At 60.9% G+C, this 16,437-nt stretch carries 18 protein-coding genes; 16 read left to right on the forward strand and 2 right to left on the reverse strand.

The window, feature by feature from the left end:
• Nucleotides 1–169 precede the first annotated feature (169 nt).
• Nucleotides 170–637, reverse strand: a complete 468-nt coding sequence (locus RG2_RS00005; RefSeq protein WP_033231791.1) for a pyridoxamine 5'-phosphate oxidase family protein — start codon at nucleotides 635–637, stop codon at nucleotides 170–172.
• A 191-nt stretch (nucleotides 638–828) separates the two neighbouring features.
• Here RG2_RS00005 and RG2_RS00010 point away from each other — a divergent pair, with 191 nt between their 5' ends.
• From RG2_RS00010 to RG2_RS00070, 13 genes are all read left to right on the forward strand, one after another.
• Nucleotides 829–1,143 carry a hypothetical protein gene (locus RG2_RS00010; protein ID WP_033231790.1) on the forward strand — a complete coding sequence of 105 codons (315 nt, stop codon included), beginning with the start codon at nucleotides 829–831 and terminating at the stop codon, nucleotides 1,141–1,143.
• 106 nt (nucleotides 1,144–1,249) lie between these two features.
• Nucleotides 1,250–2,416: an acyl-CoA dehydrogenase family protein gene (locus RG2_RS00015; protein WP_033231878.1), complete on the forward strand. Its 1,167-nt coding sequence runs from the start codon at nucleotides 1,250–1,252 to the stop codon at nucleotides 2,414–2,416.
• Complete coding sequence (locus RG2_RS00020) at nucleotides 2,416–3,183, forward strand: SDR family NAD(P)-dependent oxidoreductase (protein ID WP_033231789.1); 768 nt, start codon at nucleotides 2,416–2,418, stop codon at nucleotides 3,181–3,183. Before RG2_RS00015 ends, RG2_RS00020 begins: the two co-directional genes overlap by 1 nt.
• Nucleotides 3,183–4,424, forward strand: coding sequence for a CaiB/BaiF CoA transferase family protein (locus RG2_RS00025; RefSeq protein ID WP_045064751.1), 1,242 nt, complete (start codon nucleotides 3,183–3,185; stop codon nucleotides 4,422–4,424). Before RG2_RS00020 ends, RG2_RS00025 begins: the two co-directional genes overlap by 1 nt.
• Nucleotides 4,424–5,245, forward strand: coding sequence for an enoyl-CoA hydratase/isomerase family protein (locus RG2_RS00030; protein ID WP_051730291.1), 822 nt, complete (start codon nucleotides 4,424–4,426; stop codon nucleotides 5,243–5,245). The genes RG2_RS00025 and RG2_RS00030 overlap by 1 nt, the downstream gene beginning before the upstream one ends.
• 28 nt (nucleotides 5,246–5,273) lie before the next feature.
• Complete coding sequence (locus tag RG2_RS00035; protein ID WP_033231788.1) at nucleotides 5,274–6,419, forward strand: thiolase family protein; 1,146 nt, start codon at nucleotides 5,274–5,276, stop codon at nucleotides 6,417–6,419.
• Nucleotides 6,420–6,431: 12 nt separating this feature from the next.
• Nucleotides 6,432–7,580, forward strand: a complete 1,149-nt coding sequence (locus RG2_RS00040) for an acyl-CoA dehydrogenase family protein (RefSeq protein ID WP_033231787.1) — start codon at nucleotides 6,432–6,434, stop codon at nucleotides 7,578–7,580.
• A 150-nt stretch (nucleotides 7,581–7,730) separates the two neighbouring features.
• Entirely contained in the window at nucleotides 7,731–8,336 is a 606-nt protein-coding gene (locus tag RG2_RS00045; protein WP_033231786.1) for a TetR/AcrR family transcriptional regulator, read from the forward strand.
• Nucleotides 8,333–8,842, forward strand: a complete 510-nt coding sequence (locus tag RG2_RS00050; protein ID WP_033231875.1) for a hypothetical protein — start codon at nucleotides 8,333–8,335, stop codon at nucleotides 8,840–8,842. Before RG2_RS00045 ends, RG2_RS00050 begins: the two co-directional genes overlap by 4 nt.
• A gap of 118 nt (nucleotides 8,843–8,960) precedes the next feature.
• On the forward strand, nucleotides 8,961–9,764 hold the full coding sequence (locus RG2_RS00055; protein ID WP_051730307.1) for an SDR family NAD(P)-dependent oxidoreductase: 804 nt from the start codon (nucleotides 8,961–8,963) through the stop codon (nucleotides 9,762–9,764).
• Between the two features lie 166 nt (nucleotides 9,765–9,930).
• Nucleotides 9,931–10,413, forward strand: a complete 483-nt coding sequence (locus RG2_RS00060; protein ID WP_033231785.1) for a VOC family protein — start codon at nucleotides 9,931–9,933, stop codon at nucleotides 10,411–10,413.
• Nucleotides 10,410–11,255, forward strand: a complete 846-nt coding sequence (locus RG2_RS00065; protein WP_033231784.1) for an SDR family oxidoreductase — start codon at nucleotides 10,410–10,412, stop codon at nucleotides 11,253–11,255. Before RG2_RS00060 ends, RG2_RS00065 begins: the two co-directional genes overlap by 4 nt.
• Nucleotides 11,256–11,278: 23 nt before the next feature.
• Nucleotides 11,279–11,917, forward strand: coding sequence for a TetR/AcrR family transcriptional regulator (locus RG2_RS00070; protein ID WP_033231873.1), 639 nt, complete (start codon nucleotides 11,279–11,281; stop codon nucleotides 11,915–11,917).
• A 6-nt stretch (nucleotides 11,918–11,923) separates the two neighbouring features.
• Here RG2_RS00070 and RG2_RS00075 read toward each other — a convergent pair whose 3' ends face one another.
• Nucleotides 11,924–12,589, reverse strand: coding sequence for a TetR/AcrR family transcriptional regulator (locus tag RG2_RS00075; RefSeq protein ID WP_033231872.1), 666 nt, complete (start codon nucleotides 12,587–12,589; stop codon nucleotides 11,924–11,926).
• Between the two features lie 93 nt (nucleotides 12,590–12,682).
• On the opposite strand from RG2_RS00075, the gene RG2_RS00080 reads away from it, so the two are divergent.
• From RG2_RS00080 to RG2_RS00090, 3 genes are read left to right on the forward strand one after another with little or no spacing between them, the layout of a single operon-like run.
• A complete protein-coding gene (locus tag RG2_RS00080; protein ID WP_033231783.1) occupies nucleotides 12,683–13,981 on the forward strand; it encodes a hypothetical protein in 1,299 nt (432 codons plus the stop codon).
• A gap of 11 nt (nucleotides 13,982–13,992) precedes the next feature.
• The gene (locus RG2_RS00085; RefSeq protein ID WP_033231782.1) at nucleotides 13,993–15,405 is read left to right on the forward strand and encodes an acyl-CoA reductase; all 1,413 of its coding nucleotides are present in this window, start codon (nucleotides 13,993–13,995) and stop codon (nucleotides 15,403–15,405) included.
• Nucleotides 15,398–16,381, forward strand: a complete 984-nt coding sequence (locus RG2_RS00090) for an aldo/keto reductase (protein WP_080711620.1) — start codon at nucleotides 15,398–15,400, stop codon at nucleotides 16,379–16,381. The genes RG2_RS00085 and RG2_RS00090 overlap by 8 nt, the downstream gene beginning before the upstream one ends.
• The last annotated feature ends 56 nt before the right edge of the window (nucleotides 16,382–16,437 follow it).

Consider the following 16,437-nt stretch of genomic DNA (forward strand, 5'->3'; position numbering starts at 1 on the left):
CCTCTCGTTCTCATGTTCGTGTTCCGCCGCGATGCCGAAGCGTGATTTGGCTGTGCGCTGCGGCTGGTTCGGCTGGTACAGATTTCTGAAGGATGCACTCTCTCGAATGAGAATGCGATTCTCAACAACGAAATTCAGACTGCCATACGCGAATGTCGGTAGTCAACCGCTATCGCCGGAGTTTGGAGAAATCCCAGCTCACGATGTTCTCCGGAACGAGTTGGAGCCAGCCGTGCCGGCCGTCGTAACTGAAGTTCCCGTCCTTGCCGATGTACTTGTCGGCAAACAGGCGCTCGGGGGTGATCAAGGCGTCGTCCGGTTCCCCGTGGCGAGGTATTTCGCCTACTTGTCGCACCTTTCCCTCCAGCTCAACGCCGCGTAGGCCGAGGAAGTCCGTATCTCCCTCGTCGACGATGACGCTTACCCGGGGATCGAGTTCGAGATCGGTCCACCGTCTGCTCCGGGTGAGTGAATTGAGCCAGATCGAGGTTCCGTCCCAGGCGAACCACAGGGCGCTGACGTGCGGTCTTCCGCTCTGTCCGACGGTCGCCACTCGGCAGATCGGCTGCGCGGAGAGGAACGTATGGCGTTCCTCCTCTGTCATGGCGATGGCGGTTCCACGACGCTGTCCTGACATTTTTCCTCCTGCGAATAGTCAAAGAGAGCTTGATTCTCTAGTATGGAGAATATAATTTCCTAGGAAGTCGTCAATTTGGACGATCCACCGACGAGTACCTGTCGGCTCGGCCTGATTTCTTCGCGTCGACACTTGACGCCCACAGGTTCGGCCCTGCTCGGCGATCGACCTATCGAAAAGGGAGGTTCACCATGACCGCACCAATACCTTTGCGGCCGGGAGGCCAGCTCGCCAGTTCCGTGTGCACCACGCGGGTGATCGTCGTCCGCGCACCTGCAGCCGGAAACCCGGTAATCGCCTGTGGGGGTAGCCCAATGGTTCCCGCTGCGCCGGGGCAGGCGGCCGCCTCAACAGTCACCGACGCGGTCACGCTCATCGGGAAACGCTATGTAGACGCCGATCAGAGCCTCGAAGTGCTGTGCACGTCGTCCGGAGTAGGTGAACTGAGCTGCGACGGCGTTGCCATGACCCTCAAGGCTGCCAACGCGCTCCCCGCCTCCGATTGAACACGTAGACAGCAACGAAAGTCGGTGCGGGAGTTCGGGTAACCGGGCGCCGCACCGACGAGCCTTCAGGTGATGCACAGCAGAGGAGTCGATTGTGTCCGGCGGTATGAATTTCGAACTGACCGAGGATCAGGAATTGATCCGCAAGTCGGTCGCTGAACTGGTGAAGAAGTTCGACGATCAGTACTGGATGGAGAAGGACCGGGCGCACGAGTTCCCCGTCGAGTTCTACAACGCCATCGCCGAGGGCGGTTGGCTGGGAATGACCATCCCCGAGGAATACGGCGGTCACGGGCTCGGAATCACCGAAGCCACAATACTTCTCGAAGAGGTGGCCAGGTCCGGCGGCGGCATGAACGCCGCCAGTTCGATTCACCTGTCCATCTTCGGCATGCATCCGGTGGTGGTCCACGGATCCGATGAACTCAAAGCGCGAACACTGCCGCGTATCGCGTCAGGTGACCTGCATGTCTGCTTCGGAGTGACGGAACCTGGGGCCGGTCTGGATACGTCTCGAATCTCGACCTTCGCCAAGCGCGACGGAGACCACTATGTGGTCAACGGGCGTAAGGTGTGGATCTCGAAAGCACTTGAATCCGAGAAGATTCTGCTTCTGACCCGTACTGAGCGTTATGACGACGTCAAGAAGAAAACCGACGGAATGACGTTGTTCCTGACCGATCTGGACCGCAGTTGTGTCGACATCCGGCCGATTGCGAAAATGGGTCGAAACGCCGTCACGTCCAACGAATTGTTCATCGACAATCTTCGGATTCCCGTCGAGGACAGGGTTGGTGAGGAAGGTAAGGGGTTCTCGTACCTCCTCGACGGCCTGAATCCGGAACGCATGCTCATCGCGTCCGAGGCGCTCGGTATCGGCCGGGTGGCACTCGAGAAAGCAGTGAAGTACGCCAACGAGCGTGAGGTATTCGGTCGGCCGATCGGCATGAATCAGGGCATTCAGTTTCCGCTTGCGGACGCGCTTGCCCATCTTGATGCCGCAGAGCTGGTGCTGCGCAAGGCAACCTGGTTGTACGACCAGGGGAATCAGTGTGGTCGCGAAGCCAACACGGCCAAGTATCTGTGTGCCGAAGCAGGTTTTGCCGCTGCGGACCGAGCACTGCAAACTCACGGTGGGATGGGCTATTCCGAGGAATACCACGTCGCCCGCTACTTCCGTGAGGCCCGACTGATGCGGATTGCACCCATCAGTCAGGAAATGATTTTGAACTATCTGGGATCACATACTTTGGGAATGCCGAGGAGCTACTGATGACCGCAACCAATCCGATGTTCGACTTGACGGGACGATCAGCACTGGTCACCGGCGCGGCCGGCGGTATCGGCTCCGCCGTTGCGCGGGCGTTTGCGACGGCTGGAGCGACCGTGCTGGTCACCGACGTCGACGGTGACGCGGCAGCTGCTGTTGCAGAACGTATTACGGCGGCGGGTGGCAAGGCGGACAGTTTTGCGCTCGATGTCAGGGACCGTGCAGCCGCCGACGCCGCGGTGGCACGCGCCGCCGGTTTCACCGAGGGGAAGCTGCACATCCTGGTGAACAATGCCGGCGTGACCGCGCCCGCGATGTTCAAGGATCTTGCGCAGGATTCGTTCCAGCGGATGCTCGACATCCACCTGCTCGGCGCATTCCATTGCTCGCAGGCAGCTTTGCCGTTCCTGGCTACCGACGGGACAGGGCGAATCATCAACGTGACGTCCTCGGCCGGAATCACCGGAACGCTCGGCCAGGTGAACTACTCGGCCGCGAAGGCCGGGATCATCGGCCTGACCAAGTCTCTGGCTCGGGAACTGGCGCGTAAGAACATCCTGGTCAACGCACTTGCCCCATTGGCTGCAACGCCGATGACCGAGACCATTCGCACCGACGAGAAGTTCGCCGCGAACATGATGACGCGAATCCCGTTGCGCCGCTGGGCGGAGCCCGAGGAAATCGCGGGTGCCTTTGTGTTCCTGGCGTCGAATGCTTCTTCCTTCGTCACCGGGCAGGTGCTGCCGGTGGATGGTGGCATGGTGATGTGATGTCGGGTTCGGAGCCTGCCGCGGGCTCCTCTGCTACATCAGGGGGGCCGCTCGCGGGAATTACCGTGGTGACGTTGGAGCAAGCCGTGTCCGCTCCGATGTGTACGCGTACGTTGGCGGATTTCGGCGCCCGCGTGATCAAGGTCGAGAATCCGCAGGGTGGCGATTTTGCGCGAGACTACGACGATGTCGTGAATGGTCTTGCCGCACATTTTGTCTGGGCCAATCGCGGTAAGGAATCAGTCACCTTGAACTTGAAATCCGAGGCCGGGATCGAAACCATGCACAGGCTGTTGGACAAGGCTCACGTGTTGGTGTCGAACTTGGCGCCGGGCGCGATGGCACGACTTCGTCTGTCGGCGAGTGATCTGGCCGAACGGCATCCGGATTTGATCACGGTGGAAATCGACGGCTACGGCGCCGGTGGTCCGCTGTCGCACAAGCGGGCGTACGACCTTCTCGTCCAGGCAGAGTCCGGTGCATGTGCCGTCACCGGACGCCCGGGCGAGCCGGCAAAACCCGGACCGCCCGTCGCCGATATCTCCTCGGGACTGTATGCGGCGCTGTCGATCCTGGCGCTGCTGTGCGGCAAGGGTCGTGGAAACGGCGGCGAACTGTCGTCGGTGTCGGTGAGTCTGTTCGACACCATGACGGAGTTGATGGGCTACCCGCTCACGTACACGAAGTACTCGGGGATCGATCAGCAACCATTGGGGATGAGTTCGCCTGCCGTATCACCGTACGGTTCGTACGGGACCCGAGACGGGCAGACGGTTGTACTCGGCACGACCAACGACCGTGAATGGCAGCGACTTGCCCGCGAGATACTGGAGCGTCCCGACCTGGCGGACGACACGCGGTTTGCCGGCAACTCCGGGAGGGTTCGTCATCGGGAGGTTCTCGACGAGGCCATCGAATCATGGTGTGGTCGACACGATCTCGAGCACATTCAGAAGACTGCCGACGCTGCCGGAATCGGAAACTCTCGCTACAACCTCCCCAGCGAAGTGCTCGAGCACCCACAACTGAGTGCTCGTGACCGCTGGCGGCAGGTCGACACATCTGCCGGCCCGATCGAGGCACTGCTGCCACCGCCGATCATTGCGGGCTTCGAGCCGCCGATGGGGGCGGTACCGGGACTCGGGCAGCACACGGATCGTGTGCTCGCGGACTTCGGTTTCACCGGAGACGACATCGCGGCGTTGCGCGGCGACGGCGCGATCGGACCGGCGTACTGCTGATGGCGCACGAGAAAAACACATCGGTGGCGCCCGGCCCCGTCCTGCTGAGCGACGACCGCGACGGCGTTCGGACACTGACGCTCAACCGCCCGCACCGTAAGAATGCGATCAATCCGGAACTATGGGCAGCACTGCGCGATTCGCTGGTATCCCTCGAGACCAACCGCGATGTTCGGGCGCTGGTCATCGAGGGGGCAGACGGCGCGTTCTGTTCGGGTGCGGATCTGTCGGAAATCGCCGACATCCACCCCATGCACAAGTTGCGCGTCCTCACCGATGTTGCCCTGCTGCTCCACGAACTGCCGATACCGACCGTCGCCAAGGTGTCCGGAGTGGCCGTCGGTGCAGGGTGGAATCTGGCGCTCGGGTGCGACCTGGTGGTGGCCACACCCGAATCGACGTTTTCGCAGATCTTCTCCAAGCGCGGGTTGTCCTTGGACCTCGGCGGATCATGGCTGCTGCCAAAACTTGTCGGTCTACAACAGGCCAAACGCCTTGTATTGCTCGCCGAGACCATCGGCGCCGAGGAAGCCGAGGAACTTGGCCTGGTGACCTGGGTTGTGCCGAAATCGGAGATCGACGGATATGCCCGCGACCTGGCACAGCGATTGGCGTCAGGACCACCTATCGCGCTGGCACAGAGTAAATCGTTGTTGCACGAAGGCGCCGACCGCACGATGCGGGATGCGCTCGCCAACGAGGCACGCGCGCAGGCAATGAATTTCGGTACCTCCGACGCACCGGAGGCGTACGCCGCATTTGCGGAGAAACGTGAACCACGATTTGCCGGCCGCTGGGCCGTGCCGCGAATCGGTAGTTGAACAGAATCAGTTCGGAGAGTGGAGAGACATGCGTGAAGTTGTAATCGCCGAAGCAGTTCGGACTCCGGTGGGGAAGCGCAACGGCGGGTTGTCGAGCGTACATCCGGCGGACTTGTCCGCAGTGGTCCTCGCCGCCCTGGCCGAGCGCACCGGAATTGATCCTGGGATCGTCGACGACGTGATCTGGGGTTGCGTCTCCCAGGTCGGTGACCAGTCGAGCAATATCGGCCGCTACTCAGTACTCGCAGCCGGATGGCCCGAGTCCATCCCGGGTACGACGGTCAACCGGGCGTGCGGTTCGAGCCAGCAGGCACTCGATTTTGCGGTGCAGGCCGTCATGTCGGGTCAGCAGGATGTTGTTGTCGCGGGCGGCGTCGAAGTCATGAGTCGGGTTCCGCTGGGCGCCGCCAAGGCGTCCGGGCAGCCGTATGGCCCCAAAGTCTTCGAACGCTACGACAATTTCTCGTTCAATCAGGGATTGTCGGCCGAGGCCATCGCACAGAAGTGGGCTCTCACGCGTACACATCTCGACGAGTTCTCCGCGCTTTCACACGAGCGCGCCGCCGCAGCCCAGGACGACGGCGCTTTCGAGAGCCAGATCGTCTCGGTGACAACCGATTCCGGAGTCGTCTCGGCTGACGAAGGTATTCGCCGCGGAACCTCGGTGGAGACTCTCGCGAAGTTGAAGCCCGCATTCGCAGATGACGGAGTCATTCACGCGGGCAACTCGTCGCAGATTTCCGACGGCGCCGCAGCACTGTTGGTGACGACGCCGGAGCGGGCACGCCAGCTCGGACTGACGCCGATTGTTCGCTACTGCGCAGGCGCTGTGACCGGTTCCGATCCGGTGCTCATGCTCACCGGTCCGATTCCGGCGACGGACAAGGTCTTGAAGAAGGCTCGAGTCGACCTGAACGAGGTCGGAGTGTTCGAGGTCAACGAAGCCTTCGCGTCGGTGCCACTGGCGTGGCTTGCGGAAACCGGTGCGGATCCGGCATTGGTCAACCCCCTCGGCGGCGCGATCGCGCTCGGACATCCGCTCGGTGGTTCCGGAGCGGTTCTGATGACTCGAATGATTCATCACATGCGCTACAACGGAATTCAGTACGGATTGCAAACAATGTGTGAGGGTGGCGGCACCGCGAACGCCACGCTCGTCGAACTGGCTGTGTGAGGAAGAGACAAAATGCGCAGAGAAGTGTTCACTCCCGATCACGAGTCATTCCGTAAGCTCGCCCGCGATTTCATCGAGAAGCACGTTGTCCCCGAGTACCCGTCGTGGGAAAAGGCCGGCCAGATGCCGCGGGCAACTTTCGAACAACTCGGCTCGTTGGGGCTGCTCGGTACCGCAATCCCCGAGGAGTACGGGGGAGCGGGAATGCCCGACTATCGGTACAACGTCATTTTGCAAGAGGAGTCGGCGCGCGCCCTGGTCACGTTGAGCACGGTCCGCACACAACTCGATGTGATCCTTCCGTATTTCCTTGCCTACGCTAACGAGGAACAGCGATCACGTTGGTTCCCCGGGTTGGCGGCAGGAACACTTCTCTCGGCGATCGCGATGACCGAACCGGGTACCGGTTCCGATCTTGCGGGCGTACGCACCACTGCGGTGCGCGACGGGGACGAGTACGTGGTCAACGGTGCCAAGACATTCATCACCGGCGGCTTGCTCGCTGATCTCGTGATCGTTGTCGCGCGCACGTCGACGGATCCGGAGAATCGACGCGCCGGTCTTTCACTGCTGGTCGTGGAGGATGGAATGCCCGGGTTCACCCGCGGGCGTGTCCTCGACAAGATGGGCTGCAAGGTTCAGGACACAGTCGAGTTGTCGTTCGACAATGTGCGAGTGCCTGCTGCGAACAGATTGGGCGACGAAGGCGCCGCGTTCGGCTACCTCGGTCGCAATCTTCCGCAGGAGCGGATGACTGTTGCTGTCGGTTCGGTGGCTCAGGCTCGGGCCGCGGTGACGGCAACTATCGAGTACGTCAAGGAGCGCAAGGCTTTCGGGACACCGGTTGCGTCGTTCCAGAATACGAAGTTCGAATTGGCGGCTATGTCGGCGGAGATCGAGGCCGGGCAGACGATGATCGATCGGGCGGTTCTCGATCTGGTCGACGGCGAGTTGTCGGGTGCTGATGCAGCACGGGTCAAGTTGTTCTGCACCGAAATGCAAGCGCGCGTGGTCGACCGATGCCTTCAGCTTTTCGGTGGTTACGGCTACATGATGGAGTATCCGATCGCGAGGTTGTACACAGATGCCCGGGTGGCACGTATTTATGCAGGTACGAGCGAGGTTATGAAGGTGATAATCGCGAAGTCCCTCGGGTTGTAAGCGATTTAGGGGTCTTTGCGCGCGCGGCGACCGAAAAGCGGCACATTAGCTGTGTCCTGTTGCACAACTTCATCTTTGATGAGACGCTTGTCACAGAGCTGAAAACAACCTACTGTGTGTTCAGTAGGTTGCTTTGAGCAGAGGAGTTCGATGACCGCGCAGCGCCCGTATGCCACTCTTTTAGCAAAGGGCGAAGACCGGAAACAGCTCATCCTTTCCGCTGCTCAGCGACTACTTGCACTAAACGGGTGGCGCAGCACGACGCTTGCGCAGATCGCCGGTGAAGCCGGTGTGACGTCGGCTGGACTTTTGCACCACTTCGAGTCCAAAGAACAGTTACTGCATGCCGTGCTCGACGCGCGGGATGCAGATGACGATGCTCATGCTGATCGAACTGGCGATGTCATAGAACAGCTCGAGCAAGTGGGTGCGCGGTTCGAACGCTCGCCTCACTTGATCGGGATGTACTCGGTGCTTCTGATCGAGAGTTTGGATCCGGAAGCCCCGTTGCATGGTCGCCTGCTCGCTCGGCAGCGTGCGGCAATCGACACGATTGCCGCAGGTATTCTGCGCGGTCAACGCGCAGGAAAATACCGCAATGATATTGACCCGGCCGTCAAGGCCGTAGAGATTGTCGCGTTTCTCAACGGAATGGAGACCTCATGGCTGCTCGATCGTTCGATTCCACTGACCGAAATCTTCAAGGACTACACGCAATCGCTGACTCGACAGCTCGCGCTCGCCGGCACAGCCTGAGGTACCGTCTGGCAGTCCTCGCGCCCAGCGTTGTCGACGTGGTGCGCCATGCCGGCGGGTGGATGTTCGACCAGGTAATGGCTGGCTGGGACGTCACGGTTATCGTCGAAAAGCACGAGAACACTCGGCCGTTGCAGATTCTCGGGGCAACCACGTTGGATTTGGAGTCCGTGATGGCCGCGCCCAACGGGCCGCGCCCGCAGGCGATTGCTCTGGCGGGTGATCTGTTCGAGTCCAATGCGATGGTGCGTGAAGGATTGCTCGATACCCTCGATCGCGGCATTATCGACGTCACGTTGTGGGGTGACACGGTCCCGAGCGATCTTGCTCATCACTTCGGGCCGAGCTCGCACCAGTTAAGCCGCGCTGCAATGGTTTTCAAGTCCCACGCACTTGCGGCCGCATCCAGCTCGCCCGATCCCGTCGGTGCGACCGAAATGTTTCGTGGGGTCAGTCTGTTCGGCAAGTGTCCGGCAGACGGAGTGAACCTCGTGTCAGTCGGTTAGTGAACTACTTCCCGCGCACGGTCCGGTGCGGGAAGGATCGAGAAGCCGCATGCTCCGGCTGTTGATACGCGTGAACGTGTATCAACAGGCGGAGCATTGTTGTGAGAAAGCAGTGCATGTGAACAGTAATGACTTTGTCAGCAGATATGGCCCGGTAGCGCTGGTGACTGGTGCTTCCTCCGGCATCGGTCAGTCGTTTGCCGAACAGTTGGCGGCCATGGGCCTCGATGTGGTCTTGGTTGCGCGCCGGGAATCGCTCCTGGAGGAATTGGCCTCGAGATTGCGAGCCGAGCACGGCGTCGAAGTAACTGTCTGCTCTGCAGATCTTGCTGAAGTTGCGGCGACGGCGTCGATTCTCGACGCGACATCAGGCCTCGATATCGGGCTGGTTGTGAGTAATGCCGGTTACGGGTTCAAAGGAGAACACTCCGCTATGGACCCAGCAGAGCTGGCGGACATGGTGACGGTGAACTGCACAACGCCCATGCTGCTGACCCGTGGTTTCATTCCGCGCCTACGAGCGCGTGGACGTGGCGGCATCATTGTGACCAGCTCGATCGAAGCATTGTTGGGTTGCCCGTATTCCACGGCCTATTCGTCGAGTAAGGCATTCCTGAACAGTTTGGGAGAGGGCCTGTGGGGTGAGCTGACGCCGGAAGGTATTGACGTACTGACGATTTGCCCGGGGGCTACCGATACCGAAGCGCTGCGGCGGAGCGGGATCGACCCGGCCACGATGAATAATGTCATGTCGCCGGACGAGGTGGTGACGCTGACCTTGGACAACATCGACAACGGGCCGACGCTGTTTCCCAGCGACCATCACAAAGCGGTTTTCGATCAACTCCTGTCGATTCCTCGGCGAGATGCACTGACGGCGATGGCTCGGGGTATGAAGGTGAACTCGGTCCAGCCCAACTAGTCGGGACGGGCAAATGTCTTGGTCGCGTGTTGTTTTGCGGGGATCGCGAGATTTCCTTGCATTCCGCGCGTCCGGGTGAGAATATTCTTCTCATGCCAAAGAATCTTGTTCTGGGTGTTTTGGGCGCACGGGTGTCACAGGCGCCGCGGACCGAGGTGATCGAGGAATGAAGGCCGAGGATCTCTTCCATCTCGGGATCGTCACCGAAACGTTCGAGCAGACCAGGGACGAACTGTCGTCGCTGTTCGGGTACGAATGGGGCCCTGAGGTCGGTGGCCCGATCAACGTCACATTGCCGAGCGGCGATGCCACCGTTGATCTGCGATGTGCGTATTCGGTGACCGCGCCGCGCGTGGAAATCGTTCGCGCCGTTCCGCAGTCGACTCTGTGGGATGCAAGTAGAGGGCAAGGCATTCATCATGTCGGGTACTGGTCCGACGACGTCGCGGCAGATTCTGCAGAGCTGGCGCGTCACGGATACGTCACCGAGGCAACACGTCTCGGGTCTGATGGCATACCGTTCTTCTCGTTCCAGCGTAGTCCTTGGGGATTTCGGATCGAACTCGTGAGCAGAACCGCGAAGACCGGCCTCGAACAGTGTTGGGCGACACCGGTCGCGCGGCAAGCGGAAGTTGGTGCGAAGTCATGACTACTGTCGGAATTGTGACCGGCGCGGGACGTGGCATGGGTTTTGCCTGCGCGCGGCGTCTGACCGACTCGGTGGACCGTTTGTTGCTGGTCGACATGGACCCGGAAACCGTGGCGGCGGCAGCAGCTGAACTTTCCGGGACCGGCCGCGCCGTCGTAGAACCGTTTGTTCTCGATGTCACGGACCCTGCTGGCCTTGCTCGTCTAGTCGATCGAGTGCGTGAACTCGGAACCTTGCGGTCGGTCGCACATGTCGCCGGAATCTCGCCGACCATGGCCGACTGGCGCAGAATCTTTTCTGTCGATCTTGTGGGTACCGCCTTGCTCGCGGAAGCGTTGCGCCCGCTCGCCACGGCTGGCACGGCAATGGTGTGTTTTGCATCCATGGCGCCGACACTGGCGTCACTCGAGCCGGACGCTGCAACCGCTGCAGCGCTGGAAGATCCTCTGCGAGAAAACTTTCTGGACGAGATCTACGAAGCGGTCGGGCCCGCGATCGAACACACCGGCGCCGCGTACGCGTGGGCGAAATACGGTGTTCAGCGTTTCGTGAAACACGAGGCCGTGCGATTGGGCGCCGTCGGCGCACGCGTCTGCTCGCTGTCACCCGGATTGATCGACACCCCTCAAGGCCGACAAGAAGCCGAGAACAACGCGCATCTGCGTGCGCTGGTCACACAGACGCCTCTTGCCCGGACCGGTACTGCTGACGAAGTAGCAGCAGTCGTGTCGTTCCTGCTCTCGGATGACGCCAGCTTCCTCAACGGAACAGATATTCTCGTCGACGGTGGAATCTGCGCCGCGGTGCATACCAGCGGCGGACTGAGTGCGGCTCGTTCGTGACGGGGTATCTTATTCCGATGGACATGAGTGGTTCGACCACCGAGCCGACACAAGATCTGGCAACCCGAATTGCTGCGCGGGCCTTGGCAGATCGAGGCGCTGTGTATGCCAGCGAGGTTCGCCGATTGCTTGACGCCGCGTTGGTGGTCATCAGGTCACTGGGAACGAACTCCCGCCCTCGCGTCGCGGATATCGTGGCACAAGCGGGACTGTCCAACGATGTCTTCTATCGGCACTTCAAGTCGAAAGATGCACTGGTTTCGGCGATCTTGGAGGATGGTTCCGAGCGTTTGGCAACGTATGTTGCGCATCAGATGGACAAGGAGAACACCCCAGAGGGGAAGATTCGGCGGTGGGTCGAAGGTGTCCTGTCCCAGGCCGACGAAGATTCGGCGGCCACTACCCGAGCAGTGCTCTGGAATGCGGGTGGGACGGGCGTCGGCGCAGTATCGGGGCCACCGTCGGCGAGCGGTCCACTGGCGACCCTGCTGCGTGGTCCCCTTGCGGAACTGGGCAGCGCAGCACCGGAGTTCGATGCCACATTGGCGGCACACGCGACAGTCGGAAAGCTCTCCGACTACCTCTGGCAGCGGATTCAGCCTACCGATTCGGATATCGACCGGATCACCGAATTCTGTTTACGCACAATAACGCCCGCCTAGTCGATCTCAATCAGGTCTGAGACTTCGAAGAAACAGTGCTACCGCGGACTGAACATGCCGTTCTTGATCTGCGGGGTCATGCACAATTCCGAACGAGGCCAGGCGGGCCGGACCGCCGGACGCCATGCCGAGAAATAGTTCGGCGAGTACGTCCGGTTCCTCGGCGACGATCTCGCCGGCCTCGGCATGCCGCACGAGTAGATCTGTGACCAACTGTTTGCGCGGCCAGAATCCCGTGCCGTGCGTTCGACGAGCGATGTCCGGAAAGCGCTCAGCGTAGGTGATCGCGATCTGTTCGAGTTTGATCATGGACGGGTTCAGGGCGCGGCTCAGTGCCGTCCTCGCGATGGTGGTCAACGCGACTTCCAGATTGTCGAGATCAGGTGCAGGTGGTTCTGGCACAGGCCAATCCGTGCGTTGGACGGCCCAGCCGAGAACCGAGCGGAAGACTGCTTCCTTGGTGGGGAATCGTGTGTACAGCGTCGGTTTGGTAGTGCCGGCCGCGGCAGCGATGGCATTCATCGACGTCCCCTCGTATCCATGCTCGAGGAACATGGCGAGGGCGCCTTCACGTATGGCGTGATCCAGTGCGGTGGCCTGCTCGAGAGTGGGGCGCCCCCCGCGGCTTCGGCGTGCTCCGGCTGCGCCCGGTTCGGACCTGTGCGACGTCATGAACATCAGTGTGCCAGTCGAACTCAGCTATAGACAGAAAACTAAACCCATGGGTAAAGTTAATTCCGGGGGGCAACATCGACTGGAGGCACAATGTCAGGGACGACCACACAGCGAGATGAGATTGTCGAGCGACTCGACGCGCGATTCCAGGAACTGCGTCAGCAGGTACCGGTACTGAAGCAGCGGGCGGACGACGAGGGGATCACCGAAATCGCACGGCGTGAGGACATGATTCCTCTGCTGTTTCCGCATACCACGTATAAGAGCTACCCGGAATCGTTGATCGCTAAAGGTCAATGGGCGCAGCTTAATCGGTGGCTCGATTCGCTTTCGGCGCATCGCGTCGAGGGAGTGGACGTGTCGGACGTCGTCGACGTCGACGGGTATATCGACGCCCTCGAAGCTGTCGGGCACCTGGTGTCGAGTTCGAGTGGAACGAGCGGGAAGAGTTCCTTCCTCAACAAGTCCGTACAGGATCGCGAAGTGTCCATGCAGAACATGCTGGACTGCCTGACGGACTTGGGGATTCATCGCGACAACTCGTGGCACGTTATCCCGGTCGGGCCGGAAACGGGTCTGAGTGGACACAACGCCCTGCGTGATCTCATCTACAAGGAGTACGGCCGACCGGACGGAATCGAGCGGCCGTCGGGCGCGGAGGCAAGCGGTCACTATGCGTATATGGCGCGTCTGTCTGCCATGCGTAAGGCAATGGCAGACGGGACCGCGGCACCGGACGAGCTAGCTACCCATGAGGCGTCAGCCGCCGCGCGCCAGGCGGAAAACGAACGCCGTCTGCGGCATTGGGCAGAGCAGATCATCGAACACCGCACCGAGAAGATCTTTTTCAATTCTCAGTTCCCGAACCTGTTCCGCCTCACCGAGATTCTGCGAGAACTCGGAATGAAGGAGGGAGACATCACGGGGGAGAACGCGATGACTGCGGGCGGCGGGCTCAAGGGCATGTCACTGCCGGCTGACTACCAGAACCAGATCTTTCGAATGCTGAATATCGATCCGAGCCGGTTCTTTCACTACTACTCGATGCAAGAGTTGAATATTCGTTTGCCGAAATGCGCGTCGGGTCGGTACCACGTTCCTTCGGAGCTGGTTCTGTTCGTTCTCGACAAGAACGGCGAAGCGCTTGCACCCGAGTCGGATGGCAAGGTGGAAGGCCGCGCCGCGTTCTTCGACACTACCGTCGACGGACGTTGGGGCGGAACGATCACCGGAGACAAGATCTCGGTCGAACTCGGTGACTGCTCCTGTGGCCGAACCGGCCCCACGGTTGACGCAGACATCACCCGCTACTCCGATCTGGCAGACGACGACAAGATCACCTGTGCCGGCACCACGGACGCGTACGTCCGCGGATTCCTCGAGGACTGAGAGAAACTTCAATGACTACGTCATCAACACTCGCACCGAGTAAGTCCAAGATCCGTGTACCTCATTTCATCCGAGGCAAGCTCGTCTGGGGTGAGGACACCGAGTATCTGTCGCGGGACTTCGGGGTTCCGTTTGTCACGCCGGCTCTGGAACTGAACAGATTGTTCGTGCCACGCACCGAACCCGGACCGGCATTCGACGTGCCGGTCACGGACATCATCGACTTCCTGGTCGAGACGGCAAAGCATCTCACGCTAGAGACAAACGAGTACCTGCAGGAATCCCTCGAGATGACCCTTCAGGTCAGTGCGCTGCCCAGGAGAATCATCGAGAACACCTTCGCGCGGCCGGGCCAGTTCCTGACGCGGGAGGCGCTGGAATACCGTCTTGACCGCACCTTCGGTGATCGCAACCTCCTCGACGGATGGGTGGAGCGCACCGACCCCAACGGTCGTGTGAGCCGGGTCCGGGCATTCCCACCCCGCCTCGTGCACATGCTTGCCGGAAACTCGCCGAGCGCCGCTATGACATCGATCGCAGACGCGGCGCTTGTCAAGGCAGTCAACGTCTTCAAGATGCCATCGGCTGACCCGTTCACCACCGTGGCGGTACTGCGCACCATGTCCGACATCGAACCCGATCATCCGATCCTGCGCTCGATGTCCGCCGTGTACTGGCGCGGCGGTGACGAGAAGGTCGAGAGCGTGCTCTACCGCTCCCAGTACTTCGACAAGCTTGTGGCGTGGGGTGGTGGCCCCGCCATCGAGAACGCCGCGAAGTACGCCGGTCCCGGCTTTCAGCTGATCTCCTTCGACCCCAAGGTCTCGATGTCCGTCATCGGACGTGAAGCCTTCGAGTCCGAAGAGACTCTCCGCGAGGTCGCGGAGTTGGCAGCGTCCGACGCCACTATCTTCAACCAGGACGCCTGCCTCGCGGCGCGTCACATTGCCGTCGAGGGTGACATCGAGCAGGTGGATCGCTTCTGTGCGTTGCTGTGTGAGCGTCTGGGAGTCGACCGCGACTTTGCCGAGGCCGTTGGTCCCAAGACGCCGCGCGATATTCGCGAAGAAGTTGAGGGCATGCGATTCCTCGAGCCCGACTACCGCATCTGGGGCAGCTACGACGGCAGTGGTCTTGTTGTCCGCTCACCGGAACCGGTGGACTTCCACCCGACCAACAAGACGGTCAACGTCGTCCCCATTGCATCGATGGCCGACGCGGCGCATTTCGCGACGGTGGCAACACAGACCGTGGGTGTTTACCCGACACACCGCAAGGCCGAGGTACGAGATCGCCTGGCAACAGCAGGAGTTCAGCGTGTGGTGAAGCTCGGTAGCGCGTTGACCGGCAGTATGGGCAGCCCGCACGACGGCATGTACCCGTTGCATCGATTCGTCAACTGGGTAGTGGACGACGATGCCTGAAGCCGTGAGTGGTGCAGGCATGCCGCTGCGAGTGCTCGGCAGATCCGGACTACGAGTCAGCGAAATGTGTCTGGGCGCCATGACGTTCGGAACGGACTGGGGCTTCGGAGCCGACGAGTCCATTTGTCAGGATATCTACAAGGAGTTCCGCAGCGTCGGCGGTAATTTCATCGACACAGCCAACAATTACACCAACGGTGCGAGCGAGACGATTCTCGGGCGGCTGATCGCGTCCGAGCGTGACGATGTTGTCGTGAGTACCAAGTACACGCTGCCGACACATCCGGGTGATCCCAATTCCGGTGGAAATCATCGGAAAAGCTTGCGTCGCAGTGTCGAAGAGAGTCTGCGACGCCTCGGCACCGACTACGTCGACTTGTTGTGGGTGCATGCGTGGGATCGGCAGACGCCGGCCGAGGAGACGCTCCGCGGACTTGACGATCTGGTCCGCAGTGGCAAGGTCTTGGCGATCGGTATCACCAATACTCCGGCCTGGGTGGTTGCCCGCTCGAACGCAATCGCCGAGTTGCGCGGTTGGAGCGCCTACTGCGCCATGCAGGTCGAATACTCCTTGGTGGCACGAAGTCCCGACCGTGAGCTTCTTCCGATGGCGAGCGAATTGGATTTAGCCCTGTGTGCCTGGAGTCCTTTGGCTCGCGGCCTACTTGCCGGAAAGGGAGACCCCGAACGACTCTCGCCTGCCGGTCGGGAGGCCCGAACCGTTGCCCAAGACATTGCGGCCGAACTGGGAGTCAGCCCCGCGCAGGTTGCCTTGGCGTGGGTCATACGTCGGGGGCTCATGCCGTCGATCGGCGCGCGCACGGTGGAACAGCTTCGAGACAACCTCGGCGCTCTGCAGGTGATGCTCGACGAAGGGCAGCAGGAGCGTCTCGACGCAGCATCGCGGGTGCGACTCGGCTATCCGCACGATTTCCTGAACGAGCGGCGCGCGGTGTTGGAGCCGCAGGAGTTGTAGCAGCTTCAATTTCTGAAAAGCATCGACAAAGGGTCGGCACTTTGTTAGATTCTCGA

It is taken from the genome of Rhodococcus globerulus NBRC 14531, assembly GCF_001894805.1.
Taxonomy (GTDB): domain Bacteria; phylum Actinomycetota; class Actinomycetes; order Mycobacteriales; family Mycobacteriaceae; genus Rhodococcus_F; species Rhodococcus_F globerula.